The organism is Micromonospora arborensis, from assembly GCF_003205615.1.
GTDB lineage: Bacteria > Actinomycetota > Actinomycetes > Mycobacteriales > Micromonosporaceae > Micromonospora > Micromonospora arborensis.
In genome coordinates, this window is record NZ_PYBV01000036.1 from 111,150 (window position 1) to 137,871 (window position 26,722).

At 67.5% G+C, this 26,722-nt stretch carries 19 protein-coding genes; 12 read left to right on the forward strand and 7 right to left on the reverse strand.

From position 1 onward, the window contains the following. The first annotated feature begins 32 nt into the window (after nt 1-32). The 6 genes from C7C45_RS26000 to C7C45_RS26025 all read left to right on the forward strand — a co-directional run bounded on the left by C7C45_RS26000 (nt 33) and on the right by C7C45_RS26025 (nt 10,569). Complete coding sequence (locus tag C7C45_RS26000) at nt 33-3,134, forward strand: NACHT domain-containing protein (protein WP_110566330.1); 3,102 nt, start codon at nt 33-35, stop codon at nt 3,132-3,134. 205 nt (nt 3,135-3,339) lie between these two features. Beyond that, entirely contained in the window at nt 3,340-3,966 is a 627-nt protein-coding gene (locus tag C7C45_RS34530) for a restriction endonuclease (RefSeq protein ID WP_208641332.1), read from the forward strand. 450 nt (nt 3,967-4,416) lie between these two features. Continuing rightward, nucleotides 4,417-4,926: a DUF7008 domain-containing protein gene (locus tag C7C45_RS26010; RefSeq protein WP_110566331.1), complete on the forward strand. Its 510-nt coding sequence runs from the start codon at nt 4,417-4,419 to the stop codon at nt 4,924-4,926. Continuing rightward, nucleotides 4,923-6,164, forward strand: a complete 1,242-nt coding sequence (locus C7C45_RS26015) for a hypothetical protein (RefSeq protein ID WP_110566332.1) — start codon at nt 4,923-4,925, stop codon at nt 6,162-6,164. Before C7C45_RS26010 ends, C7C45_RS26015 begins: the two co-directional genes overlap by 4 nt. After that, nucleotides 6,154-7,464, forward strand: a complete 1,311-nt coding sequence (locus C7C45_RS26020) for a hypothetical protein (RefSeq protein ID WP_208641334.1) — start codon at nt 6,154-6,156, stop codon at nt 7,462-7,464. Before C7C45_RS26015 ends, C7C45_RS26020 begins: the two co-directional genes overlap by 11 nt. Before the next feature lie 171 nt (nt 7,465-7,635). Beyond that, nucleotides 7,636-10,569 (forward strand): hypothetical protein, encoded by a 2,934-nt coding sequence (locus C7C45_RS26025; protein ID WP_110566334.1) that lies wholly within the window; start codon nt 7,636-7,638, stop codon nt 10,567-10,569. Nucleotides 10,570-10,664: 95 nt separating this feature from the next. Here C7C45_RS26025 and C7C45_RS26030 read toward each other — a convergent pair whose 3' ends face one another. From C7C45_RS26030 to C7C45_RS26045, 5 genes are all read right to left on the reverse strand, one after another. Further along, nucleotides 10,665-13,160 (reverse strand): hypothetical protein, encoded by a 2,496-nt coding sequence (locus C7C45_RS26030; RefSeq protein ID WP_110566335.1) that lies wholly within the window; start codon nt 13,158-13,160, stop codon nt 10,665-10,667. 502 nt (nt 13,161-13,662) lie between these two features. Further along, the gene (locus C7C45_RS26035; protein ID WP_110566336.1) at nt 13,663-14,055 is read right to left on the reverse strand and encodes a hypothetical protein; all 393 of its coding nucleotides are present in this window, start codon (nt 14,053-14,055) and stop codon (nt 13,663-13,665) included. Between the two features lie 433 nt (nt 14,056-14,488). Next, entirely contained in the window at nt 14,489-14,746 is a 258-nt protein-coding gene (locus C7C45_RS33735) for a hypothetical protein (protein ID WP_146247411.1), read from the reverse strand. A 32-nt stretch (nt 14,747-14,778) separates the two neighbouring features. Next, nucleotides 14,779-15,282 carry a hypothetical protein gene (locus C7C45_RS26040; RefSeq protein WP_110566337.1) on the reverse strand — a complete coding sequence of 168 codons (504 nt, stop codon included), beginning with the start codon at nt 15,280-15,282 and terminating at the stop codon, nt 14,779-14,781. Between the two features lie 39 nt (nt 15,283-15,321). After that, nucleotides 15,322-15,927, reverse strand: coding sequence for a hypothetical protein (locus tag C7C45_RS26045; RefSeq protein WP_110566338.1), 606 nt, complete (start codon nt 15,925-15,927; stop codon nt 15,322-15,324). A gap of 310 nt (nt 15,928-16,237) precedes the next feature. On the opposite strand from C7C45_RS26045, the gene C7C45_RS26050 reads away from it, so the two are divergent. After that, nucleotides 16,238-17,200 (forward strand): DUF559 domain-containing protein, encoded by a 963-nt coding sequence (locus C7C45_RS26050; RefSeq protein WP_110566339.1) that lies wholly within the window; start codon nt 16,238-16,240, stop codon nt 17,198-17,200. Between the two features lie 95 nt (nt 17,201-17,295). On the opposite strand, the gene C7C45_RS26055 is transcribed toward C7C45_RS26050, so the two are convergent. Next, nucleotides 17,296-18,129 (reverse strand): hypothetical protein, encoded by an 834-nt coding sequence (locus C7C45_RS26055; RefSeq protein ID WP_110566340.1) that lies wholly within the window; start codon nt 18,127-18,129, stop codon nt 17,296-17,298. Between the two features lie 276 nt (nt 18,130-18,405). Here C7C45_RS26055 and C7C45_RS26060 point away from each other — a divergent pair, with 276 nt between their 5' ends. Beyond that, nucleotides 18,406-18,855: a ribonuclease domain-containing protein gene (locus C7C45_RS26060; protein WP_244166133.1), complete on the forward strand. Its 450-nt coding sequence runs from the start codon at nt 18,406-18,408 to the stop codon at nt 18,853-18,855. A gap of 5 nt (nt 18,856-18,860) precedes the next feature. Beyond that, nucleotides 18,861-19,226: a barstar family protein gene (locus C7C45_RS26065; protein ID WP_244200580.1), complete on the forward strand. Its 366-nt coding sequence runs from the start codon at nt 18,861-18,863 to the stop codon at nt 19,224-19,226. 174 nt (nt 19,227-19,400) lie between these two features. Here C7C45_RS26065 and arfA read toward each other — a convergent pair whose 3' ends face one another. Then, on the reverse strand, nt 19,401-20,924 hold the full coding sequence (gene arfA / locus C7C45_RS26070) for an arabinosylfuranosidase ArfA (protein WP_110566342.1): 1,524 nt from the start codon (nt 20,922-20,924) through the stop codon (nt 19,401-19,403). 822 nt (nt 20,925-21,746) lie between these two features. Here arfA and C7C45_RS26075 point away from each other — a divergent pair. From C7C45_RS26075 to C7C45_RS26085, 3 genes are all read left to right on the forward strand, one after another. Then, the gene (locus C7C45_RS26075) at nt 21,747-22,769 is read left to right on the forward strand and encodes a LacI family DNA-binding transcriptional regulator (protein ID WP_110566343.1); all 1,023 of its coding nucleotides are present in this window, start codon (nt 21,747-21,749) and stop codon (nt 22,767-22,769) included. Nucleotides 22,770-22,994: 225 nt separating this feature from the next. Next, nucleotides 22,995-25,160: an alpha/beta hydrolase gene (locus tag C7C45_RS26080; RefSeq protein ID WP_244200567.1), complete on the forward strand. Its 2,166-nt coding sequence runs from the start codon at nt 22,995-22,997 to the stop codon at nt 25,158-25,160. Between the two features lie 204 nt (nt 25,161-25,364). After that, nucleotides 25,365-26,705 (forward strand): ABC transporter substrate-binding protein, encoded by a 1,341-nt coding sequence (locus C7C45_RS26085; protein WP_110566345.1) that lies wholly within the window; start codon nt 25,365-25,367, stop codon nt 26,703-26,705. The last annotated feature ends 17 nt before the right edge of the window (nt 26,706-26,722 follow it).

Genomic DNA, 26,722 nt, shown 5'->3' on the forward strand with positions numbered 1-26,722 from the left:
CCTGGCGGCCCCGGGTCGATGACAATCGTGCGGTGCGACGTCGGGGCTGGAAGTGGGGATCGCTGACCGTCGTGGCGGTGCTGGCCGCGGGCGGCACGGCGTGGGTGTGGCTGCGGTACGGCTTCGAGAAGGTCAACTGGACCTGGGGCGTCGTCGCCGGGGTGATCGCCGTCTACGTCCTGCTGGATCAGGTCTATCGCGCCGGGGCGACCGGTCTCGCCGAGGCCGCCGCCCACCGTCGCGCCGCCGCCGACGAGCTGTTGGAGCTGATCCGCCGCGACCCGACGGACGAAGCGCTGCTGCGCAGCGTCGACGAGCCGTACCCCCTGCCGGTGCGGTGGCGCACCGCTCCCGGCCGGTTCCTCCCCTCGTGGCGGGCGATCGGCCGGGCCAGCGACGCCGCCCCGATGGACCTCGCCGGCGGTGACGGGACACTGTGGAGCTGCTACCGCGACATACCTTCCGGACGGCTGGTGGTGTTGGGGAGGGCCGGCTCCGGCAAATCGATCATCGCGCTCCGGATGGCCCGGGAACTGCCCCTGCACCGTGAGCCGGACGCACCCGTACCAGCGTTGGTGCCGGCCGACTCCTGGGATCCCGACCGAGAGACCTTCCACGACTGGCTGGTCGACCGGATCGGTCGGCGCTATCCACAACTCGCCGCCGGTCACCCGCGCCGCGACGCCGTGCTGCGCGACCTCGTCGAGACCAACCTGGTCGTGCCCGTCCTCGACGGGCTGGACGAGGTGCCCGAAGACCGGCTGATCGCCTGCCTCGACGAACTCAACGCGCTGCCCACCCAACGTTTCGTGCTCACCTGCCGGACCTCGGTGTACGAGCACTACCTGACGCAGGGGGAGAAGTTGCGTGGCGCCGCCGTGGTCATGCTCGAACCCCCAGCGCCCAGCGAGGTGGCCGACTACCTGGTCGACGCGGCCTCGCTGCATCAGGTCGACAACTGGTCCACGGTCGCCACCACGCTCGGGGACGACCCACAACTGACCGCCGCGCTCTCCACCCCGCTGATGGTGGCGATGGCCCGCAGCGCCTTCGACCAGCCGGGCACCGACCCCCGCGACCTCGTGCCGCTGGCCCGGGAGAAGGGCCGGCGCTCCGTCGAGGACGACCTGCTGAACAGGGCCGTGGACGCCGCACTGCGGTCCCGTCGCGGCACCCAGGGCCTACGGCGGTGGCAACCCGAGACCGCCCGCCGCTACCTCGCCTTCCTGGCGGCGCATCTGGAGTCCCTTGACGTCCGGGAGTTCCGCTGGTGGCAGTTGCCGACCGCGCAGCCCGGCCCGTTCTGGGCGCTCGTCGCCGGCGCGCGTACCGCAGGGGCGGTGTGGCTGACACTGACGCTCTCCGCGGACGCCCTCACGGCGACGGCGGAGCTGCTGACCCACCCACCCACCCGGAACCTACTCGACGTCCTGGTCCACGAGAGGGACACCCTGGCGTTCGCGGCCTTCCTGCTGGCCGCCGTCGTTGCGCTGGCCCGCGGCTCCGGCCGGGCCGGCCGGGAGCAACCCCGCCGGGTGGCGTTCATCGGCGGGATCCGCGCCTTTCGCTTCGGCTTGCTCAGCGGGCTGATCAGCGGTGCGTTCTGGGCTCTGGTCACGCTCGCCGTCCTCTCGGCCGTCACCCCCACCCCGCAACTGGTGGCGCTGCTGAACCGTGTCCCGGCGCTGCCGCCGTGGCCCGACTCGGTCCGGGCCGCCGTCGCGGTCGGTGTGCTGGCGTGGGCGTACCGAGCGGTCCGGACCGGACTGGGGGTGGACGTTGCCGCGCCCGCGGCCGAACTCGCGGCGACCAGCGTGATCGAGACTGTCGAAGCGGACCGTGCTGCCAGCGTCGCCTCAGCGTTGGCCAGCGCCGCCAACGGTGTTCTCCGGCTGCTCGTCGGTGTCGCGGCGCTGCGGCTGGTCGGAGTGTTACCCGCCGTACCGCCGCTGCCGGCGCTCGTCTACGCCGGGGCGGGGCTCGGGCTGGGCTGGTGGCTGCACCGGCGCGGTGGCGGGGCGTGGATGCGCTTCGCTCTCACCCGTGCCACCCTCGCCGTCCGTGGCCGTACGCCGCACCGGCTGCTCGCCTTCCTGGCGTACGCCGAGACCGTCGGCCTGCTGCGCGACGGCGCCGGGGCGTACCGGTTCCGGCACGGCCGTCTGCAGAGCCGTCTCGCCGGAGGTTCGGTGAGCGCGCGACGCGGCAGTCGGCTGCGCGAGGAGTTCGGCGTCGAGCTCGCCCGGGCCGGCTACTGGCCGGAGGCATTCGGCATCTTCGCCGACGTCACGCAGACGCGAGCCGCGAACATCGGCCACGCCGACGATCTGACCGTGGCGGCGCTGCGTCGGGCGCTGCTGGCCGGTGCGGCTGCGGGGCAGTGGACCCGGCTGGCGGGCCTGCTGGCACTCATCCCACCTCCGGCCGAGCCGGCGCCGTGGGCCGACCAGCGGCAGCGGATCGCGCGACTGATCGCGGACGGCGCGCCGGTGACACACCTGCTCGCCGCCGCCGAAGCGTTGAGCCGTGCGGCGACGGACGTGGGTTTGGCGGGGCGGGGTCCGGACGCGAGCACGGCCGGCCGGGCGGCACCCGGACTGGAGGAGTTCCTGGCCGTCCTGCAACAGGTCAGCGGGGACACCATCGCGGCGCGCACCCGATTGGACGGGTTGCTCAGCGCTGCCCGGCAGGACGTCGGGGAGCCGGTACCCATCGGCGCGGGTCTGCTCGCCCGGCTGCTCATCGACGACGGCGAGCCGGCCGAGGCCCTGCGCGTCTGCCACCAGGAACTGCTCCTTGCCGATCAACCGCCCGACCAGGTCGACCTGCTGCTCCTCGCCGAGACGTGGCGCTGGTCGGTCGAGGTGATGCGGCAGAACACCGACGAACGGGCCGAGCTGCGCCGTCGCATCCGGGCGGTGCTGGCCGAGAGGCGAGGCCACCCGCGGCGGATCGAGCTGGGCCGACGCGAGCTGACCGAGCTGGGACTCCAGCTGTGCCACTCCGTGATCGAGCACCAGACCCTGGGCCCGCTCGCGGTGGCGGCGTCCCGACGGTTGGTCGCCGTCCTCGCCGAGCCGGCCATCGTTGCGCAGACCGTCACCCGCAGCGCCCCGATGTGGCACGGCGGCTGACGCCGACTGACGGGTACCGGACACTGTCGACCGTCGTGTAGGCGGTTTGTCGGACGGTGCCGCGACACTGAGGCTTCCTCGACCGGGGAGGTGCCTCGTGCCGTATGTCAGGTCACACACCAGGAAGGGTGGCGCGCGGGTTCGGGCGCACTACCGAAGGCGGCGGCGCACCGGCAGCGTTCGGCGCAGATCGACGGTACGCCGCGTGACCGGTGGCGGCAGACTGGCCAACGGCTGGGCTCTGGTGCTGTGTGCCGTCGTCGGTTTCGTGCTCCTCCGCCTGGTCATCGACTTCGTCCAGCAGCACCCATACTGGACCGCTTTTCTGGTGAGCCTCGTCGTTGTGGGGGCGACCACGGTGGGTCTTGTGGTGTCGAAGCAGCGTGCCCGCGAGCGGGCCGACCAGGCCCAGCGCGACAGGCTGATCGCGGTGACCGACACGATGAGCGGCCCCGAGTTCGAGCAGTGGTTCGCGCGGCTCCTGGTCGCCTCCGGGTTTCGCAATGTGACGGTGTGCGGCGGCTCCGGTGACCGAGGAGCGGACGTCACGGCGATCGCTCCCGACGGCCGGCGTGTCGTGGTGCAGTGCAAGCGGCAGAGTTCCAGCAACCGGGTGGGCAGTGCCGCGATCCAACGCTTCGCCGGCACCTGCCGGGACATCCATGGTGGCGATATCTGCATGCTCGTGACGAACAGCTTCTTCACCGCGGGCGATGGCATCCAACTGGCTCGGCAGCTCAACATCACGCTCGTCGACCGGAACGCACTGGAGATGTGGGCCTGGACGGGGAGGCCCGTGCTGGGGTCCATCGTGGAAGGCCGACCGAGCTGATGCGCCGGTGAGGGGTCGTCGGGCCACCGGATACCCCTGCGATGCTGACCCGGGTCAACGAGGCACGCGACGGGTACTACCGGGCGGTCCGGGGCAGATCGGTGGAGCAGTTCGCGGCGCTGCGGTAGGCGCTGCTCAACCGTTCGGCCGCAGTCCGTGCGGAAAAGCCTGGGCGTGTCGGTCGTCGCCACCAACTCGCTGTACGCGGACGAGTTGTTCGACGCTGCCCAAGGTGGGGTAGGGGCGTGTGGCTGCCCTGCCCCATGCAGGATCACGCGCTGCTGCCCAAGCTGGACCGTGCGGTGGTGCGGGTGGGCGACAACGAGTGGATCGTGGGTCTTCGTGACCGACCCGAAGCTCTGGATGCGGGAGCCGTAGGTAGCGAGCCGGCTACCTACACGAGCCTTTTGGGTACCCCCGTCCCCTGAGCGGGACGACTAGAGTCGGCGCGTGATCGACCGGAAGCTGTTCTTGTCCGACCTGCAGGAGCGGGTCAAGAACCTGGGAAACGACCTGCGAGAGCAGGCCCAGTCGGTCGAGGAGGTGTGCCTCCGCCTGCGTGGCGAGTACGACCAAGCCTTCAAGGTCCTCGACGTACCCAAGGAGCGGTTCGTCTCGTACTCCGGTGCCAGCCGCGACGGTGACCCATCGCTGCTGGCCGGCAGGGCCGGCTGGGACCACCGCGAGCAGGCCCAGGCCCTGGCCACCCTGATCGTGGCCCGCGAGCAGGAGGACGGCTGGACCGACGACCGGCTGTTGCCGCTGGTCGCGGGGTTGCGCGAGATCCTTCCCTGGGTACGCCATTGGCACGGCGAGTTCGACGCGGCGTGGGGTGCGTCGCCGGCGGACACTTACGAGGGTTTCCTCGCCGAGACCACCAATCGCCTGCACCTCACCGACGAGGCACTGACCTCGTGGTGCCCGGTGAAAGACACCCGCGGCCGTAAGGCCAAGGTGTGACGACCGAGTCAGTGCCGACCGGTTTGTGGTCGGCGGGTGACGTCGAGGAGCTGACCGAGATCCTGGCGGCCCGCCGCTCCCGGCTGTGGCAGATCACCCAGCCGGCCGACCTCGCGGCGTGGGTGTTCGCCGACCCGGAGGCCGCGCCACTAGACCCGCCGCCGGTTGCCTTCGGCGGCAACTGGGCCGATGGGCTGGACGAGCCGCAGCGTGCGGCGTGGGCCTTGGCCGGATGGGTAACCCGGATGACGGTGCCGGAAGCCGCACCGACTGCCGGCTGGCACTGGCTGCTGTCGCGGGTGAACGAGGGCCACGGTTCGCTGCTGCGGCTGACCGTCGGAGTGCTGGAAACCCTCGGCGTGTACGAGTCCGGCGAGGAGGTGTGGCTGCGGGTAGCCGGAGCACCGATCGTCCTCGCCATGGACGCCGGCGCGGTGGAACTGGAGGAGTGGGGACGGCGCGGCATCGAAGTGCCGGAAGACCGGACGAAGACCCTCGCCGAGGAGAAGATGCTCCTCACGTGTCCGGACATCGACACGGCGCTGTGGTTGCTCCGTCAGCGGCCGGTCGTGGCCGCCGCCCGGATGCTGAATGCCTGGGTAGCGGCCGGCCCGTTCCCGTTCGAGAGCCGGTACCGGGCCGAGGTAGCCGGTCAAGCCTGGCGGGCGGCGGAGAACCTGCTCGTCGGTGCGGCGCCCGCCGAGACCGGCGGGGAGCGCGGCTTCGACCGGGAATACGCGGGATCGGCCGTGCCAGTCGACCTGCCGGCGCAGCGGTCGTTCGACGCGGACGCCTACCGGGCCGGAGTAAGCGAGCACGATCGGCTGTGCCGGGCGCTGATCGATCACCTTATCGCCGAGGGTGTACGGGTTGGTGCTGGATTGCACGGCGTACCGGTGGATCTGGCGTGGCGGGACGCCGACGGGCGGCAGTTCATCGCCGAGGTGAAGAGCGTGGTCGGGGTCAACGAGGTCGAGCAGCTTCGGCTGGGCCTCGGTCAGGTCCTTGAATACCGCCACCGCCTCGCGGCGCACGGAATCGTTGCGACGCCCGTCCTGGTCGTATCGAAATGCACGGACCGGGCTTGGCCGGCCATCTGCGGGGACAACCACGTCATCCTGCTACAGGGTGAGGGCACTCCGAATTGGTCGGCTGATCTGCGGCCTGAGGTTGTAGAAGGTGTCGCTAACACCGCCGATGGCGATGTCAGTTTGCAAGGGACAACGCGTGACCACTGATAACCGAGCACCCGTGCCAGTATGGACACTCGCCACGGACGCGGTGAGCGTGCCGGACGTGCTCGGTCATGAGGGCATGACGCCGGCCCGGCTCGAAGAACTGAGAACAGTCCTGGCGACACTTGCGGATTTCCCCATCGCCACGCTTGAAGCACATCCGATTTCAAGCAAGCGCGATCGGAACGGCGGAATTCCGCTCAATGCGGCCAGTCCGCTCGCTCAGCAGTTGTCGCACCTCGTGACTCAGACAGCGAAGTCAGCACCTCCGCTAGACGTCGCTGCGACCGGTGACGTGCTCTACCGGATGGTGGTGCCGGCAAAGGTCGCCGCACAGGTCGGTAAAGGACTTGTCGGGCCCATGGGTTCGAAGGCATTTGCGGGAGGTATCTATGGCGACCTGGTCAGCTCCACCGGCATCGTAGCCAAAGCCACGTTCGTGCCCGTTGCTGGCAAGGCCGCTGCCGCAGGTGCCGCAACCGGCTCGGCCGCCACAGCTGGTGTGGCAGTCGCCAGCGCCGGAGCGTTGACAGTGGCCGCGCCACTTGTGCTGATGGCCGTCGCGGTGGGCGTCAGCGCCTACGCTGATCACCAACGCCAGGAAGCGATCGAGCGGATCAGCGACCTCCTGGAGGAGTTGCACGAGGACAATCTGGAGAAGGAACGCAGCGCGTTGGACGATTGCCGTGACGCGATCGACAAGGCGACGTCGGTTCTCCTCGACCAGGGCAGAATCGGCCTGTCGTTGGGACTGGATTCCTCGTCGTACGCGATCAACACGGCGATCGAAGGAACCAAGCGTCGACTCGCGAAATGGCAAGATGCGCTAGCCGCGCTGCCCGACGGCCCGGTTGAAGTCGCGGCATTGACGAAAGCATTCCCCGGCATCGATGAGGATGGCGGCACATTCCGCGCCCACGTGGAGCTTGCGCGACTCGCCATCGCTCTCAAACGCCGAGTGCTCGTGCTTCAAGCAGTCGAACACGCTCAACTGGTGGGGACGGAAAATCCGTTCAAGAGCTTTATCGGAAACTTGCGCGACGACGAGCGTCGCGTCGACGAGTTGGAATCAGGCATCAACTCAGTCCTGCTTCGGTTGTCGACCATGGAGTTGAGGCGCCCCGGCGGGTTCCGAAGCATCATGTTCACGCAGGGCGAGGTCGACGACCTGCTCAAGGCCGCGTACCGCTTGCGCGCCTTGGGCGACGGCCTCAACGTGGGACACCACCGAGCTGACGTTGCGATCGAGATCGAACGAAGCAGCGACGGATCGCTCGTAGTGTTCCCTGCAGTAGCTGCCTGACCGGACACCGCGCGCAACTTGTTACCGACTGCACCTTAGCGACGAGGCGCTGACCTTGTGGCGCCCACTAAGGCGACCCGCGGCCGTAAGACGAAAGCGTAGAAAGGATTATCTGGTGCTGGTTGCCGACGGGGGATCGGTGCGGGCGGCGGACTTCTGGAGGGTGCGCCGGTGACCGTGAGCATGCCGGATGGCTGGCGAATCAGCCTGATCTATCCGGCGCGCGGGCTCCTGCAGCAGTACCGACTGCAGCAGCGGGTTACCTTCCTCTGCACCCGCTGCGATCGGGAGAAGACGTCGCAGCGGGTGGCCATCGTGGATGGCAGTTGGCTGTCGGTCATGTGCAACGGGTGCTGCGGGAGGCTGCTGGCCACCGAAGAGAAGACATCTCTGCAGCCAGAGAAAGCTACTCATGCGCCTGAGAATGCGTCGCCTACCAACAACCGGGCCGACGAGTTTCGCAAGGACGTAGATCGGTTGGCGCAATTGCTGCGGGCCAGAGCCGAGCGTCGGCGGCTCGCCTATGAAGACCGAAAGGCGTTGAAAGCGCTCGCCGAGAAGAACGTGACCGTAGTCGCGCTGCGGTACGCGGAGTTGCTGGCTGAAGGCGAGTCGCTGATAGCGCGGGTTCGTGGCGTCCAATCCATCCGTTACCGGTCGGACCAGGTTGCGAAGCGGCTGGCCGAGGAACGTGGCCGTGTGTTTCGCCAGCTTCACGGCCGGCACGAGGAGTGGCTCACCCTCGCCCGGGCATCCTCGACTGCACCGGACTACCTCGACGCACTGGTGATGCGCCACCTTGGTGGCAAGCCGTTACGGGACGCTCTCGCCACTGCCCTGAAACGCCGCGGGCTACGTTCAGGTGCCATAGATGTGCCGACGGAAGACATCTGGGCGTGGCTGGCGGGCAGTCAACTGGACGCCGCATACGCGGAGGAAGCCCTTCCGGCCGAGGTGAAGGCATTGCTGCGGCTGGACAACCAGGGCTTCTCGAGGGTGCTCCGCGCCGATGCCAACGAGACCCGGCCGAACGACTTCCTCGTGCACCCCGCTGTGGTCGAACGGTGGGAGGCCCAATCTGGCCGGATGTACGACAAACTGAGGCTGGCCCGCGACGAGATCGCGGAGACGCTCGGCACCGCTGCGCCCGGCAGAGAGGGCCTGCGCACCGACCACCTGGAAGCCGCGGTCAAAGCGTGCGCACGGGCTGGTGCTCGCAGTGTCATGGCTGAGCTTCTCGTCAAGGAACTGCGGCTGCGTGCCGTCCGTTTCCACCGTGCGCTTCCGATGCAGCAGTTGCGGGCCGAGTGTCTCCGGGAGGCGGCGGCCGAGATCGCTGGTGCGGATCCGAAACTCGCAGCGTTGGTCGAATCGGCGTGTGCGGACCACCGCGCACAGTGCCCCAGGGTCACCGACCCGCACCCGTGCGCGACCTGCGCTCACGAGGTGGTCAGCCATGTGCACGCGCACCAGGCGGGGCAGACGACCGAGCCCACCACCGTTCCGACGAACGCGCCCGGGGTCGAGAGGACGCCCGCCGTCCCGGAACCTCCTGAGAAGGCGAGCGCTCCGTCGAGTGCAGGGTCCGAGCCGGAAGCCTTCATCTGCTCTGGCGGACGACAGCACCCCGCTCCGGCCGCCCTCGCCGTGGTGTCGGCTGACACCGTGCAGGGCACCCCGAGGTTCGGGTACGCCTGGATGACAGAAGACGGTGATGTGCAGGCTGGTTTCGGGAAGTCGACAGAGCCCGGGGAAGGAATGATCCACGTGATCTGCAAAGCCGCCCTGGCACTCGGTGAGAACGTGTCCCGCGTGCGCGTGGTGACCCGTGACGCCGCCGCAGCCGCCGTCGTCCAGCACGTTCTGCGCACCGGCACCGTTCCACGCGACCAGGCCAGGCCGCTGACGGAGGCAACGATCAGTCTGCTCGTAGAGCTTGCTGTCTACCGGCAGCACATCTCCGTGTACGCCGACCCGTGCCCTCGTCCGCATCGCGGCGACGAGGTTGCGCGCCATTTCGCCGCGTTGGCCCTCGCCGCGGCTGACGGCCCGGATGGCCAGCGGCGCCTACGGGTGGAACTTGAGATGGTCGCGCGTAGCCTGGGTCGAGGACTCGGCGGCCAGGCCACCAGGCCGGACGAGGAAGGCGACCACGCCTTGTGGGTGTCCGGCCAGGAGGGTGGGGCGATCCGCCGTGAAGAGCTGGCCTGGCGCACCGCTCTGCATCGAATGCACATCGACGGCGGCTGGTGTGCACTGCCCGAACCCCGGAAGGGGGAGCAATGGCAGGAGGGAGCACTCCGCCTGCGTATGGACCACGAAGAAAGTTCGAGAGTTCCGTTCGTTGCTACGCAGGGCGTTACCCTGCGTCGTCGCGGCGGCCAATGGGAACTCGGCGGTATTCGTTGGCCTCAGGACCTGACACCAGGGGTGATCGTGACATTCCGGTGGCGCCTTGACTCCAATGTGATCAAGGCCCGCACAACGTTACTACCGCAGCCGGAGTGCGTAGACGACGTCGAGTTCCGGCACCGCTACGACGCTCAGGTCGTTACCCGGGAGAGCGCTCCTGGTTCCGACCAGGACCGGGAGGTCCCGGACCTGTCGGACGCGAGCTGGGTTCTGCGGACGTTGCGTAAGCTCGGTTACCTCAGTGTTGACGGCGTAGCCATGCTGGCCGAGCCTGCGCTGATACGAAACTGCATGGCAGTCGGCATGCCACGACATCTGCACGACCGGGTTCCGAAAGCGGTCGAGCAGTTGCTGAGAGCCGGCCGCCTCGAACGTGTCGAAGGCAGCCTGGACGCGGACGGTCGCCCTTGGTATCCGCCGCGCCCTGGACACGTCCGCAGCGACCTGCTGCGGTATGTGCCACGCGTTCACGCGCTCGAGGTGCAGCGCGATGTCCGGGACGGCTGGGGCGGGCCCCGGCACGAGCACTGGGTGGCACCATTCGTCCGGCGTCTGCCTCTTGGAGCAGAGGCGTCGGATGGGCAGATGGACGCGCACCGGGACGCGGTACGCGCCTCGGAAGTGGTCGACCGGCCGCTGCCGCAGGGGTACACCTTCGTGCGGCGTCATCGACGCAATGGCCTGCCCGGCTAAAACCGTCCCGGAAACGGGTGGATCGAGGCTCATGAACGTTCGCCGCGCAGCAGGAAGCTTCGCGCGAGCATTTTGCACCCGGAGAAGAGGATGTCTTATTGAACGTTGTGGCGGCTGAGGTAAGAGCGTAGATGTCGGGCCCAGCGCCGATTAACCAGGTCGTATGGCTCGAGCCACTGTGTCGGCACCGGCCGGACCGGCAGGCCGACCGATTGAAGGAAGCATTCGACGGGCACCCACGAACGGGTGCGGGCCCCTAAACCGTCGACTTCCTGCTGCAGCGCAGTCAATCGGTTCCGGTCGCCAGCCAATCGGGCGTCACAGAACTCCGCAACTGCGTATCGGTACCCGATCACGTCGGTAGGGCTGGACGCCAGGTCCAGGGCCTTGAGCCGACTGAGTATGACCGAGATCTCCGCGGGATCGGACCGGTGCACGAGAACCATGGCGAGCAAGGCGCTGCGGGTAGCGACGGTATGGCCGACGAGTTCGGCCTGATCACGGAAGCTGTCAACCTCGTCAACTGCGAGGTTGCTATGCAGGAACGCCCGGCGTTCGAGGTACAACCCGAGATCCTCAAGGTATTCCCGCTGGCGGCCAGCGGCACGCAGCTTCGACAGCTTCTCGCCTATTTCAGCGAAGTACCGTTGCGGGCGGCCGTGTGCGTACTCCTGGGCGCGAGTGATCAGTGCCTGGACTCGAAGGTTCGCGGCGGCGTCCCGGGCCTCCACGAATCGGCGTGTCGTGCTCAGAACCTGAGGCCGCTGCCCCAGGTGCAACGAGGTCGGAACCTCCGCCGAAAGCTCGTCGAAGACATCCAGCGCTTCGTCCCAGCGGTACTGCGCCTTGAGGGTGTAGCCGAGATGCCGGCGGGCGACGTTGCGCAACGGGTGGTTGGCACGGGAAATCTCACGAAGGAGCCGCAGACGTTCCTCGGCGGGCGTCTCCAGGGACTTGGCGGCAATGAAGTTCAGCACCTGCCGGCCGTATTCTGTTCTGCTCGCCGGCGGCACCCGGGGGCGCAGCCCCTGCACGGACGGGCTGAACACGATGGCCCTCGATAGCCAATCCGCGTAGGAGGTACTCGGCGAAACCTCCAGCGTGGTGTTCTGCTCGCACACCAGCCCGATGGCGATGCCGACGGCATCTAGAACCGCGCTGTTGTCCTCGCGTTCCTTGGCAGCGTCGTGCATCAGCCGCGCCGCTGCGGCGGCACGGCTGGCGGCCAGCTCCCAGTCGCGCTCGGACCAGCCGCCGGTGACCTGGTGATCAGTGCGACGGATCGCTTCCCGCACCGCGTCGTGCATTCGGTACGGGAAACGTTGGCCGTCCTGCCGATCGATCATAGGACGGGTGACGGCCCGCTCGGCGCACCCGTGGTCAACATCCGCAGCCGCGGCGATGAGCGCCGTGTCGAAGACGCGGAACAGACAGGCAGCTCGGATTGCCCGCTGCTCGTCGGCAGGAATGTCGTCCAAGACGCGCATTACCAGCGAGCGGAGCCCCCCGGTCACCTCGTTGACCTGGATCAATCGACCCTTGCCGGCGTCCTTTGCGGAGAGCGCTACCTGTCGGGCGAGCTCGAGGTACTGGGGCAGGCCGGCCGAAGATCGAACGAGTTCCTCAACCACCGCGTCGCTCATCGGCAGGTCAAGTAGGCGCCGCCCGCGCTCGATCAGCGCCCGCGTGTCAGACGGCGAGAGGTTACCGACGAGATGCTGCCGCGGCGCGTCCTGTGCACCTGGCACCAAGCCTGGCCACGTCCACCGGCCGCGGTACGGCAGGTCGGCTCGGCTTTCGTCGTACCAGTCCAGCATGTTCCGCCCGGTCAGCACGAACAGGACATTCGGCATGTCATGGATCAGCGTATTCAGGTGGCACTCGGACATTCTTCGCGGATCCAGCGCAAGGCGCTCGGTGGTGTCGACGAACACCGTCAAGAGCGGGGACGGCACCATCGCCGCCAACTCCCATGACAGGATCGCCGCAATTTCGCAGGCGAGGACCGGCCGTGCCTCCGTCGGGCTGGGGTCGTCCGCGCAACGCAGAAGGAACTCTTCGAAGCCAGCGAATGCGCTCACACCGAGCCGTACGTCACGCCGCCGGCGTAGGATTCCGATGATCTTCCGGACGCCCCACACGCCGATGCCGACCGGAGTGCCCACGGTGTAGTCGGCCGCGGATCCCAGGTCTTTTAGGATCTCACCGGCCGTGTCGGCGACGACGTCGGCGTACTCGCCGCGGCTGTGAATACTTGGCAGCGGCTCGCCAGGGCGCACTGCGGACCAGTAGGCGGTGAAAGCGAGATCGAAGAGAGGCCAGCGGCGGCGAATGCCCGCGACGCCGGCGCGTAGCGCGAGCAGCACCGCCGTCATGTCAATTTGCCCGGCGGAGCCGTGGAGATCAATGCGGACGATTGCGTCGACCTTCGTGGCCGGCGCCGGCCCCCAACCATTGACGAGCGGCAGGTCGTGCTTGACCCACGCCTCCAGTCGCTCTGACAAGGCTGTCTTGCCGATGCCGCCGAGCCCGTAGAAGGTGACGAGATTGCGCCGGGCAAGACCGACCTCGTCATCCTGGTCAATCAGCACACGGAACCTCGCCAGCGCCGCCTTAAACGCCTGTGACTCAGTCTCGCGGTCGGTGAAAAGTTCACCGGCGTGCGGCAGCCAGCCACGGTCGCTACCACTGGTAGGAGATGGAACCCTCATGCAGAAAGTTCTATGTGGTGAAGCGGCCCGAGGGCAAGGCGCCAGCGATGATCGGTGCACGCAGCCGCTCATCGGTACCCGTTTTCTGCAACCGATCACCAACATAGACCGTTGTGCTGCCGTGTCGTCATACCACTTTGTTCAGTCGGCCTGGATCAGCCACCTTCAGTACCCATCGACTCTTTCGGCATTCCTTTCGATCGCAAGGCGCTTGGCCATGAGGGCCGGATGCGACCGGCGAACGCCGTCAGCAGAGCGCGGACGTTGACGTCGCTGGTGCTGCTGCCTTCGAGTTCGAAACCGTAGTCCTTCTTCGCCGGAGTCTGGGTCGGGAGGCAGGCAGGCAGGCAGTCCACCGTCGCCTACCCGCCTCGGGCGACGGTCAGTACCGGTCGGCCCCGGTGAGAAGGTGCTCAAGCCGGTCCGCAGTCGACGTGACGAGCGCCAGTGGCCGTTCGAACTCGTTGATGTTCAGGTTGAGCAGAGGCACGGCGTGGCGGAATGTCACCATGTCTCCCACGACGGACACGCCGCCGCAGAGGGTGTTCCCCACCTCGCGCAGCGCCTGGACCAGGTTCACCGAGTTCAACTCACCGAAGGGGGACTCGATCTGCACCCAATCCTCATCTGCGTCCGCCAATGTGACATGGCAGAGCAGCACTGCCTGCGAACGCAGGTTCCCCGTCTCGAAGACGAGCTTGATCAAGTCCTGCTGCTCATCGGAGATCTTGTAGTTCGATCGTGCATAGGATTTCAGGTCGGCCCAGGTCGCCATTAGAACCTCTCTTTCCGTTTCTTTGCGTATAGGATGATTTATACGTCAAGAGCAACGGTGCCATTGCACCGATCTCCTGCCCTTCGTTCGGAGTAAGGGTGAGTGCACTCTACTGATGACGGAATCGCAACCCTTGGTCCGCGCGCTGTACAAGATCTGTCAGTTCGAGTGCGACTTTCGGCCGAGGTCGCATTGGAGCTTCGGGCAGCGGTAGTCGACCATTTGTTGCCGTCGCCCGGATCCTGCGGCTGTCCGCCCTCATTTAGCTATTCCGCGCAATGTTCTGACTACCGGCGCTGATCATGTGGTGCAGTCGTCTTCGGTGTAGAGCAAAACGAGTGCGGCGGCGACGATCTTGCATGGGTCGAGGCTGATGTTGCCTAAGCGAGGTCTCGTAACTCGATGCAGGGGTGGCCTGGCAGCGGATGGAGGATCAGCCGGCCAGAGCGATGTTATGTAGGTGGGCAATTCCGGCCGCAGTGACCGCGAGGGTGCGGCCGGCGCGGCGGTAGTCGCACAGAATTTTGTAGGTCTTGAGGCGGCGGGCCAAGGCGTGTTTGACGCAGGCGCGGATTTTGCGGTGACCGGTGTTGTAGTCCTTCTTCCAGGCCGGAAGTTCGCTGCCGTCGCGGGGAGGCGAACAAGGGTGCGCCGGGCGTTGTTCACCGACACCACCGGCCTGACTGCACACCCAGGCCGTGATGGTGTTTGCGGTGCCGGCACCTACATCATCGAGCGGATAAGCAGGTGATTGGCGTCAGCGGGGCTCCAGATGTACGGGCGGCCCACTACTCCGGCCGCGGCCAGCTTTTCGCGGCTCTGCCGCGCAATAACGGGCAGGTTCTCGACGATCACCTTCATCAGCCCCGGAACGTCGTACAGGACGGTGGCGAGCGCTCGGTGCTGCACCAGTACGGCCCAGCCCGCCTCCGCGTCGTGGAGGAAGTGCGGAAAGATGGGATTGTCGCGAGTGAGCTTGTTGCAGACGTCAAGGATGGGAAGGGGGTCCTGAGGAAGGTCCTGGAGAACGCCTGACGTCAGGTTCAACACGGATTCGTTGCCGCCCCCGGAGATCGAGATGATGACATAGTCCGTTGGACCGTAAGGGACCGCGACGCCGACACCCATGACAAAGGGATCGAGTTCGACGTACTCCAGGCTGGCACGAGTGAGGGCACGTTTGGTCTGCTCAAGTTGTTGGCGCGCCAACTGCAGTAGATGATCCATCGAGTGCCCCTCCGTCGGTCAACCCCGCGTTGCGGACGTTCATTGACGATTCAGGATCAGTTGGGCCGCCGCCCTCACCTCGGGCGAGATCGCGATCCCGGCACCGAGGGCATCTATTGCGCACTTCTTCTGCACCTCATGGATCTTCACGGACCCGGTGGCGTTGTCGACTACCGTCTGGCTCGGGAAAGGGCCGGGCAGGGTCAGCACCGCAATGGAATAGATTTCCTTGGTGACGTCAGTCGGAGGGGCGCCAAGCATCATGTCGGCCGTATCGGCCAGCAGGATTTTGTGCCGTAGTTGGGTGTCCCAGATGTTGACGAAAAGGGCGACAGCGGCGATGAGAGCGACGTCTCCTGCGGTCCGAGCCTCGCGGCTTACGGCGACGAGCCAGTGCCAGGGGCGATCCATGCCGGTGTCGCCGGTGCTATAGCTATTCCTCAGCGCGCTTTCAAAATCCTTTGGACCGCCACCAGCGCGCGAGACCGCTAGTGCCGTGACACGCATCCTCGCGTCGTTGCCGACCGCCACGAGGAAGTCCTGCACAAGCCGACGGGCGTCGTGCAGGTCGTCCTGCGACGCAGTCGGGGGTGGAGGCGGTGGGATCTTCCGGATCTTCTGCTCCTTCTTGTTGAAGAAACCCATGCAATTCTCCTAGGGTGGTGAAGATCGTGCCGGGTCTGCTGACGGCGGCCGATACGGCTTGAGGCTCACTTGTGCTCATTCTCGTTGCCCTGCGGGCGACGACTATCGCCGAAACGGACAAGGTGAGTCAACCTATGGGCAGCGAAGGGTTCGAACTGAAGGCCGGATGGCGCTCATTCCACTGTCGATGACAAGAATCAGACAGCAGCGCTACTTGTCATTGGCGAAATGAACCGGGCCACGTGTCTGCCAACGAGGGGCGTGCGGTGCGGGCACCGTTCCGTTAGCAGGCCCGGGCAGGGTGGGCCCGGTGGACCCGAGGCTGCATCTCCTGCTCGTACGCGGTGATGGGCTGGTGACTCGACGAGCCGTGATGCGGGTGGCGCCGGCCTGGACGATCCAAACTGCTTGGCGCGCTGGTCGGCTGGCACGGCTGCTGCCCGGGATCTACGTCGACGGCGAGCTGATCCGTGGCACCACCAGCGACCTGCCGATGCTGGCCCGGGTCGAGCCGGAGTTGGCCCGCCGGGCGGCGCTGGCGTACACCGACGGGCGTGCCGCGCTCAGCTGCCTGACCGCGCTCGACGTGTGGGGTCTGCGCCGCCAGCCACCGGGGGAGGCGGTGCAGCTCGACCTGCCCATCGGGTCGGGCCTGCGTGACCGGCCACATCTCGTCGTACGCCATCGCTCCGGTTTTGCGGTTGCGCCGCCACAGGTGGTGATGCGGGGAGGTTTGCCGACTACCCGGCTCGACCGGACCCTGGTGGACTGTTGGCCGCTGTTGCCACCGGCCGACCGAGCGAGCCTTCTCATACGCGCGGTCAACGACCGGCTGACCACCCCGCAACGCCTCGTCGCCGCTCTTGCCGAGGTGCCGAGGATGACGGAGCGCGAGGCGCTGCGACTCTTGCTGGACCGGCTCGCCGCTGGCTGTCGAAGCCCGTTGGAGATCTGGGGCCACGACCACGTGTTCACCGGCCCAGGTATGCCGACCTTCAGGCGGCAGGCGCGGGTGCGGGTCGGCGGCCGGACCATCTACCTCGACATGTTCGCCGAGGCGGAGCGGGTCGACATTGAACTGGACGGCGCGACCAGCCACGGCAATCCGGCCGAGCGTGAGATCGACCTCCGGCGCGACGCGCTGCTCGCGACCATCGGCATCCTCGTCGTTCGTTTCACCCACCGACGCCTCATCGCAGACCCGGTGCAGGTCCGCCAGGAGGCCTGCGCCATCCTCGCCGTCCGCCGACGCCCTACTCCCATGATCAATTGATGAGAAGTAGGTGCCAAGAGCCACCCAGACCTACTTCTCATCAATTGATCATGAAGGCGGGGCGGGGCGGGGCGGGGCGGGGCGACAGGGTGCTGTTAGGAGTTCGGCGGCGTCGAGGTCTCGCGGGTTTGCTGCGGCGGGATCGGTGGCGCGGTCACCGCGTCGGTTGGGTGCTCGGTGTGGCGGCGGAGGAGTTCGGTGATCCAGCGGGCCGCGTCCTTCTGCGCGGTGAGCATGTGCTCGCGGGCGTCGGCAATGTCCTGGTCCTCGGCATGGGCACCGAGAAGCGTCACCCACTGGCGGCTCAGCTCCTCGGCGTAGCGCGCCTGGCGAAGCTGCTCGTCGAACTGGTACTCCAGCTCGACCAGCCGGTCGACGTGCGGCTGGAGCGCCGGCATGATCCGCTCGTCGAGGCGGACCGCGGCGTCGGGGCGGCAGGTGATGACGATGTCACCCCGTTGGTAGTGCCACACGGGGTCCTCGGCGAGCGCCTGCTGCAACGCCAGTTCGAGGTCCCCGGCCCGGTGCGGCGGTAGGTCCCGGGCGGCGTCGGCAGCGATCCGCGTCAGTCGCTGGATCGCGTTGGGCTGGAAGTACTGCACGTACCAGCTCAGCACCTCGGCCCGCAGACTCGCCGGTGACGACCAGGCGAAGGTGGCGCGGAGGTAGAACGAGTACACGTACCCGCGTGCGGGCACCGCGATCAGCCGGGGCGCGTCGCGCTGTTCGACGAGCGGGCCGGACGGTGACGGTGCGGCGGCGGACCCGACGGGCGCCTCGTCCTGAAGTTCGGCGACCAGCCGATCCCAGGTTCGCGCCCACCACCGCCAACCGCGGACACTCGCGTCACGGGCGATGGTCAGCCCACGGATGCCCCGGTGTCGCCACTGGTCCGCAGGCCTCGGCCTCCCATCGGGGGCGTCCGTCATGGCACCCCTCCACAGTCACGGATCCGCGTTTCACGCTAACAACCGGTGACCGATTTGCCCGTCGCCACGCCGTCACGTCCGCACCCGACACCGACACCGCGCCGTCGCCTGCTGCCGCCCGATCGGGCGCGCCGAGACAGATGATCATTCTGGGTTAACCCAGCATTGTGGAGCAGTTGGGGTGGCGAGGGCTGTTGTCGCCGACCGGCAGCGGTGAGACTGGGTCCGATCCGACAATCACGCGGATCGATGGATTGGATGTTCTGGAGGCAGCCTGTGTCCACCCTCGTGTCCCCGCTGGCCACGCTCGGCGCGATCCGCCGGCGTACCACCACCCTCGCCCTGCTCCTCGCCATGGTCGCCGCCGCGTTGGTCGGCCCGTCCGTGGTCTCCCCTCGGTTGACCGACCCGGCCTCGGCGGCGGTCTACAGCTCCTGCACCATGAGCCGCTGCGCGGACGCCCGCACGGCCCGTTCGGGCTGGTCCGCCAAGGGGTTTCCGACCAGCCGCGGCTGGTACTCCTGGAGCGGCGGGAAGTCCAACTTCGCCGGCGGCCAGTTCTACAACTACGAGGGTCAACTGCCCACCAACGCCACCTACTACGAGTACGACGTCTACCCGCGCACCCAGGGCGCCGCCCGGGACGCGTACCGGATCGTGGTGAACCGCAGCACCGGGGTCACCTGGTTCTCGCCCAACCACTACACCGACTTCTATCGGCTCTGAGCGTGATGGTCGACGAGCACGCGGGTCGGGTGCCCGATTGGCTGATCGTCCGCCACGACGGCGGCCTCTACGTACCCGGCGCGGTGGTGTTGGCCGGAGCGACGACGCGGACCAGGGCCGGGTTGTTCGCCGCGCTCGCCGCCGTGCTGACCCTGCCGGCGTACCTGGGGGAGACCTGGGACGCCCTCTTCGACGTGCTCCGGGACCGGCTCGACGCCGGTCCGCTCACCCTGCTGATCACCGATGCCGGTCAGCTGCTCGTCGACGAGCCGTCCGATCAGTACGGTCTGCTGCTCGCCGTGCTCGGCGACCTCGCCACCAGCGCCCCGCACCCGTTGCGCGTCATCCTCGACGAGGCGGTGCCCTCCTGATCGGTGATTCGATCTCGTCGGCGGCGGTGGGGGCGGCATCTCACCGTGGGTGACGGTCGCCGGAGGTAGTTCCTTCGATGAGCGATATACCTCAGAGGTATGAATATGACTCTGAGGTATATCGCTTACTCTCGCATCCGCCCTGACGGAGGTGACCGACGGTTGGTCAGCCGATCACGCTGTCGCTTCCGTGGCCTTCAACCGCAGCATGCTCCAGGACGTGGCTGGAAGCGTCAGCCGGACACCGGCGCCGGCCTGTTGCGCTGTGCCGTTGGGGCGCGGCGCCGCGTGGTCCGGGCCGTCGGGCGTGTTCTTGGCACCAAGGTCGGTGCCACCGACCGTGACGCACTCGACGATCCCGGTCACCTGGGCGCCGCTGACGTCGACGGTCACCTCCGCAGGGGTGTCGGTGACGCGGTTGACGAGGAACACGGTCATCTCGCCGGTGCTCTCGTCCCAGGTGGAGACCGCGTCGACGGCGTCGACCTCGCCGTAGCGGTCGGTGGTCGTCGTGCTGCCGTCGCGGAGTACGTCGAGCACCGCTCCCCGGGCGTGCTGGGCGGTACGGGCGAACGGGTGGAAGATGGTCTGACGCCAGGCCGCGCCCCCTGGTTCGGTCATGATCGGTGCGATGACGTTGACCAGTTGGGCCTGGCACGCCGCGGTCACCCGGTCGCTGTGCCGGAGCAGGCTGATGAGCAGGCCGCCGACGACGACCGCGTCGGCCACGCTGTAGTGATCCTCCAACAGCGGCGGCGCGACCGGCCAGTCCGCACCGCTCGGCGGCGTGGACGGTGCGGCGGACTGGTACCAGACGTTCCACTCGTCGAACGCGATCATGATCTTCTTGGTCGACTTCCGGATCGCCCCGACGGAGTCGGCGATGGCGGTGACGGAGTCGATGTACCTGTCCATGTCCGCGGCAGAGGCGAGGAAGCTGGGCAGGTCGTCGTCGACCGGCTGGTAGTAGGCGTGCAGCGAGATCAGGTCGACGTCGTCGTACGCCTCGGTCAGCACGTCCCGTTCCCAGGTGCCGAACGTGGGCATGCCGTAGTGCGACGAGCCGCAGGCGATGAGTTCGAGGTCGGGATCGAACCGGCGCATGGCCTTCGCGGTCTGCGCGGCGAGACGCCCGTACTCGGTTGCCGTCCGCTGACCCACCTGCCACGGGCCGTCCATCTCGTTGCCGAGGCACCACAGCCTGATCCCGTACGGGTCGGGCGTGCCGTTGTCCCGGCGCTGGTCGGCGAGGTGACTCCCGCCGCGGTGATTCGCGTACTCAAGGAGGTCGACCGCCTCGGCGGTGCCACGGGTGCCGAGGTTGACCGCCATGATCGGCTCGACGTCCGCCTTGCCGAGCCAGCGCATGAACTCGTCCAGCCCGAACGCGTTGGTCTCCAGGCTGTGCCAGGCGAGGTCGAGTCGGGCCGGTCGTTGGTCGACCGGGCCGACGCCGTCCTCCCAGCGGTAGGACGAGACGAAGTTGCCACCCGGATAGCGGACCGTGGTGACACCCAACTCGCGGACCAGGGCGAGGACGTCGGCGCGGAAGCCGTCCGCGTCGGCCGACGGATGCCCCGGCTCGTAGATGCCTCCGTAGACACAGCGACCCAGATGCTCCACGAACGAGCCGAAGAGCCGGCGCGGCACCGGTGCCACGCGTCGACGTGGGTCCAGGGTCAGGCGCGCGGTGTTCACGATGCCACCCCGCGGACCGTTGGCCTGATGGCGACCTGCCGGTCCGGCCAGGACCGGGCTGGCAGCCCGCAGCGGTAGGGGAGTGGACTCTCGGTGCCGGCCAGGTGCTCCGGCGCCGTGTGCTGGTGGGGGTTCAGGACTGGCTCCCTTCGTGCGCGGTCCGGACGCCGAGATCTCCGCCGCCGTGCCGGAACCGGGGGGTGGTGGGGTCAGTGCGAGCTCTGGACAAGACGATGCCCGTCGATTACGTTCTCGATCAATGTAAACGTTACCGATTACGTTTACGCAAGGGAACACGACGCCCGTGATCAATGCTTCTGCCGGGCGGCCCGCCCCGCGCGGCCCCCACCCGAGCGGGCGTCCTGCTCCCGGCACGCCTCAGTCGACACCGCTTACCTGCCGCCGTCCGTGTACGTGGCCAGGAGCAGGAGGCGTCGTGACGGACGGGGCGGACGAACACGTCGTCGCGGTGATTGGGGTGACCGGGTGGCCATTGCGGAACCATAGACTCAGCCGAGCTACGTCGATGGTTGACGGCAGCCACCGTCGTGGGACCGATCCTGACTGACCGTGCCGATCCGTCGGCAGCGGGTTGATTCAGGCGGCGGATCCGCTCTCCACATCGGCCACCGAGAGTGACAGTTGTTCGTGCATCCGCGACGGCGACTGGTGGTGTGCCATGCCCGTGAAAGCCTCCTGGTAGGACCGTCTTATCGGGGGTCGCTCAAGGGCGAGAGGGTCTTGTGTTTGTTAACGCTCTCAGTTACGTTGGCAACACCCTGGAAACGTAACCGATAACGATTGCAGTCCAGAGGGAGTCGCATGATCGAGGTCAATGCGCCGGTAACAATGAGTGATGTCGCTCGGGCCGCCGGCGTTTCCACCGCCACCGTCTCGCGCGTGGTCAACGGGCATTACGGCGTCAGTGCCCGGACGATCGCTCAGGTCCGTTCCGCCATCGAGCAGCTCGGCTACGAGTCGAGTCTGGTGGCTTCGAGCCTCCGGCGCAGCCGCACCAATGTTCTGGGCCTCGTGGCGCACAGCTTTCCTTCGTACACGGCCGAGGTGCTCAAGGGGGTGATGAAGGCGTTGAGTCGATCGGGCTTCGACTTGATCATCTATGCCAACAGCGACCTCTACGGGTCCTATCTGGAGGGCTGGGAGCAGCGGCACGTGACCCGCCTGTCGGGCACCCTCACCGACGGGTGCATCGTCGTCACACCCTTTGGTGAGGTGCAGAGCCGGACACCGGTCGTGGCCATCGACCCGGTGCGGGGCTCGACTACGCCCTCGGTGACGGCCGACAACCTCGCGGGTGCCACCACCGCGGTCAAGCACCTTCTCGACCTGGGCCACCGGCGCATCGGTTTCATCGCGGGCCGCTCCAGCCTGGCGGCGGCGTGGTCGCGAGAGGAGGGCTACCGGGCGGCGCTGGCCGACGCCGGCATCCCGGTCGACCCGACGTTGATCGGCGAGGGTGACTTCAACCCCGAGTCGGCCGCCCCGTTGGCCCGCGCACTGTTGCGACGGACGGACCCGCCGACGGCGATCTTCGCGGCGAGCGACGGCATGGCCCTCAAGGTGCTGGAGGTTGCCACCGAGTTGGGGTTCTCCGTCCCCGCGGACCTGTCCGTCGTCGGGTTCGACAACATCCCCGAGTCGGCGTTGACCGAGCCGGGGCTGACCACCGTGGACCAGTCGATGTATCAGCTCGGCTACGAGGCCGCGCGGATGCTCAAGTCACTGGTGACCGACGAATGGGAGGGCGGACGCCAGATAGTGGTGCCGACCAGCCTTGTCGTCCGCGGTTCGACCGCGCCGCCGAAGAGCACGGCAGGGCCATGACACACGACCACCGGCGCGACCACCGGTCACGCCCGACATCGCGCGGCACCGAGCGAGCACGTCAGGTACGCCCGTGGCAGGAGCATGAAGGAGGTGGGGAGGCACACGCGCGGCAGGATCCACCGATGAGTTGAGCCGGTCAGTCGGGTCGCATCCGCGACCGGCGCAGGAAAGGAGTGGAGCGTGGCAATCGAACCGTACCATGGACGCTTACGCCGATCGGGCGTGCGTCGACTCTCGGCGGCGTTGACCGCTGGAGTCCTGGCACTCGCGGCGGTTGTGATCACCCAACAACCGGCGAACGCGGACACGCCGTGGCTGGTGGTCTCCCCGGACCGCTACGCCTCGTTCAGCGTGCCGGCCGCGTACATCCAGGAGCACCTGGGCTCCGTGTCACAGGTCGTCGTCGAGGGAAACTTCGGCCCCTCATCCACCGTGGCGGAGTTCGGTCTGACCCGCCGTGGTGACGCCTGGTCGGGTTTCCTCGGCCCGCTCGAGCCGGGGCTCTACCACTACCAGGTCACCGCCGACGACACCTTGAGCCTCAAGGACCCGACGAACAGCACAAGTGTCGCGTCCAATCCCCTCTGGAGCACCTTCCTCGTCGGCGGTGACTCGGCACGGTGGCTGGTGGACGCCCCGTCGGGAGCCGGCGGCAAGGTCGAGACGCTGACCTACCGGAGCAGGAACGGTGACCGCTCCGCCCTGGTCTGGACACCGCCGGGGTACGCGGCCAAGGGTCCCGAAGGTCCGAAGGGCCCCGGGGGTCCCAAGGATTACCCGGCGCTCTTCCTACAGTCGGGTGACGGCGCAGCGGCCACCGACTGGCTGGATCTCGGCCGCACCAAGCAGATCCTCGACAACCTCTCGGCCGAGGGCGCCATGAAGCCCATGGTCGTGGTGATCAGCGATGCCAACGGCTCGGACGACAAGGAGCTGACGGACCTCCGGAAGGCGGTCGCCGACCGCTACCGGGTGCTCCGTGATCCGGCGCACCAGGCCATCGCGGGCGTGTCCGACGGGGCGACGCAGGCACTGGGGGCGGCGCTCGCCAAGCCGGGTCAGTTCGCCTACGTCGGCTGGTTCTCGGGGCTCTCGGCTCCGAACGTCGACCGGAGGGACGCCAAGGCGATCAACCGCGGCGTCAAGCTGCTGCGCCTGTACACCGGCAACGTGACCGATCCCGCGCACAACCCCACCTACCGGCTGACGAAGGCCCTGGAGCGCGCCGATGTCAGGTTCGAGTTCGACGGGGTCAACCCGGACGGGGGCGCGAACTGGCGCACCTGGCAGGAGAACCTCGTCGACTTCGTGCCGCGGCTGTTCGGGCACGTGTCGGACCACGGCCCGAGCCCCGGTCACCAGCCGCTGAAGGGGGAGTTCACCCCACCGCCGGCTGGCACCACCCCGACCCCCTTCGTCACGAAGGACGGCTTCGTCACCTTCGAGACCACCACCGAGTTCAAGGATGCCCAACACGTCACGGTGTGGGCGAACTGGGCGCCGGGAGGCAGTTGGCTGCGGGTGCCGATGACCCGCGACGGTGACCGGTGGCGACTGACCGTGGGGCCCCTGAAGCCCTGGTTCTACTACTACCGGCTGATCGTGGACCGGGTCGCGGTCAAGGACGTCGCGAACCCGACGAAGGTGACCTCGGAGCCAATGTGGAGCACCTTCTTCATCCCGGGCCCGGGCGCCCGCCTGCTGTCGGACGTGCCCGCCGGCCAGGGCGGCAAGGTCGAGAGCATGACCTATTCCAGCACGGTGGCGGGCCAGGATCGCACCGCGCTGGTGTGGACCCCACCCGGGTACGACCCCGGGCGGTCGCAGCCGTACCCGGTGCTCTACCTGCAGCACGGCAGCGGCCAGAGCTACACGGACTGGGTCGAGATGGGCCGCGCCAAGCAGATCCTCGACCACCAGTTCCTCGACGGTGACCTGGTGCCGATGGTGGTTGTGATGGGCAACGGCAACTCGTCGAACTTCAACAGGGAACTGCTGGAGAACATCGTGCCGACGGCCCGTGCCCGCTACAACATCTCCAGCGAGTCGTCACAGCAGGCGCTCGCCGGTCTGTCGATGGGCGGCGGGCAGGCGCTCGGGGTCCTCCGGGCCTATCCGGGTGAGTTCGCGTACGTCGCGGCGCTCTCGGCCGGGTTCGGCAGCGGCACCGGCGTCGACGTGGCGGCGATCAACAACGGGACCAAGATGCTGCGCCTGTACGTCGGAGACCAGACCGACTTCGTGTACCCGAGCTTCATGGCATCTCTGACCACGTTGAACAACCTGGGTATCCGCTACGAGTTCGACGGGGTGACCCCCGGGCCGCACGGTTGGGACGTGTGGCAGAAGAACCTGATCGACCTGGCGCCACGTCTGTTCAAGCGCTAGGAGCCCGTGCGGGCGACGCCATCGGGAGCAGGGACTCCTGCCCCGGTGGCGCCCTTCGGACACCAGCGTTTCGCATATCCGCACGAACGCGATCGGCCGAGGACCGGGTAGGGGCGTACTGCCCCTACCCCCGGTCGACTCGCCAGCCCTCGATGTCGGCGCACCGCCCTTTGTATTCCGCGATCCCCGAAGGGAATCACGTCAATGAAGACGAAACGACTACTTGCCACGGTAGCCCTGCTCGCGGCCGGGAGCGGCCTCGTCGCCTGCTCCTCCGACGAGGGCGGAAGCGACGCGAGTAACTGCACGAACAGCATCACCAAGAAGGAACTGCCGGTCGTGACGATGTGGGGCTGGTACCCCAACACGCAGCTCGTCGTCGACAACTTCAACAAGCAGAACAACGAGGTGCAGGTCTGCTGGACCAACGTCGGGCAGGGCAGCGACGAGTACGACAAGTTCCAGACGGCCATCTCGGCAGGCACCGGCGCCCCTGATGTGATCATGGTCGAGGCGGACCGGATCCCGACCTTCCAGATCCAGGGCGCGCTCGTCGACATCAAGAAGTACGGCTTCGACGCGGTCAAGGCCAACTACAGCGATGGCGCCTGGAAGGACGTGTCGGTCGGCGACGCGGTCTACGGTGTCCCGGTCGACGGCGGCCCGGCGGCGATGATCTATCGGAAGGACATCTTCGACAAGTACAAGATCACCCCGCCGAAGACCTGGGCCGAGTACGAGCAGGCCGCGCAGAAGGTGAAGGACGCCGGCGGGCCGCTCTTCGGCGACTTCGGCGCGAACGTCTCGGCGCTCACGATGGCGCTGCAGATCCAGAAGGGCGCCACTCCGTTCACCTACGATCCGGCGCAGCCGAAGTCGATCGGCGTGAAGCTCAACGACCAGGCTTCCAAGGACGTGCTGGACTACTGGGGTGGCCTCGTGAAGAAGGGCCTGGTGGGGACGCAGGACCAGTTCACCCCGGAGTACATCTCCGGTGTGATCAACGGCAACTACGCGACGTACATCTCGGCGGCGTGGGCCCCCGGCTACCTCACCGGCGCGGGCGTCGGCAAGGGTCAGGACACCGGCAAGTTCGCGGTGGCGCCGCTGCCGCAGTGGGACGAGGCCAACCCGGTGCAGGTGAACTGGGGTGGGTCCGCCTTCTCGGTGACCAAGCAGGCCAAGAAGCCGGAGCTGGCGGCGAAGGTCGCGTACGGCCTCTACGCCGACAAGGAGTCGCTCACCGACGGCTGGACCAACCAGATCATCTTCCCGCTGAACCTCACGGCGCTCAAGGATCCCGCGTTCATCGACCTGAAGGTGGCGTTCTTCGACGGCCAGCAGGCGAACAAGGAGGTCTACGTCCCCGCCGCCGACGCCTACAAGGGCGTCTCCTACGCCCCCTTCGGTCAGTACTACCTCGACGCCATGACGAAGCAGATCAGCGAGGTCAGCAAGGGCTCCGTCACCGGTTCCCAGGCCGCCGACCGGCTCCAGGAGGACGTGGCGAAGTACGCCAAGGAACAGGGCTTCACCGTTCAGTGAACCGAATGGGTGGGCCG

Bases quoted from the DNA above. Each gene is read 5' to 3' on its own strand.
- C7C45_RS26035 (WP_110566336.1), bottom strand. From the start codon at position 14,055: ATGGCGACCTGGGCCGACCTGAAATCCTATGCACGATCGAACTACAAG.
- C7C45_RS26040 (WP_110566337.1), bottom strand. From the start codon at position 15,282: ATGGATCATCTACTGCAGTTGGCGCGCCAACAACTTGAGCAGACCAAA.
- C7C45_RS26045 (WP_110566338.1), bottom strand. From the start codon at position 15,927: ATGGGTTTCTTCAACAAGAAGGAGCAGAAGATCCGGAAGATCCCACCG.
- C7C45_RS26055 (WP_110566340.1), bottom strand. From the start codon at position 18,129: ATGACGGACGCCCCCGATGGGAGGCCGAGGCCTGCGGACCAGTGGCGA.
- C7C45_RS26065 (WP_244200580.1), top strand. From the start codon at position 18,861: ATGGTCGACGAGCACGCGGGTCGGGTGCCCGATTGGCTGATCGTCCGC.
- C7C45_RS26075 (WP_110566343.1), top strand. From the start codon at position 21,747: ATGATCGAGGTCAATGCGCCGGTAACAATGAGTGATGTCGCTCGGGCC.
- C7C45_RS26085 (WP_110566345.1), top strand. From the start codon at position 25,365: ATGAAGACGAAACGACTACTTGCCACGGTAGCCCTGCTCGCGGCCGGG.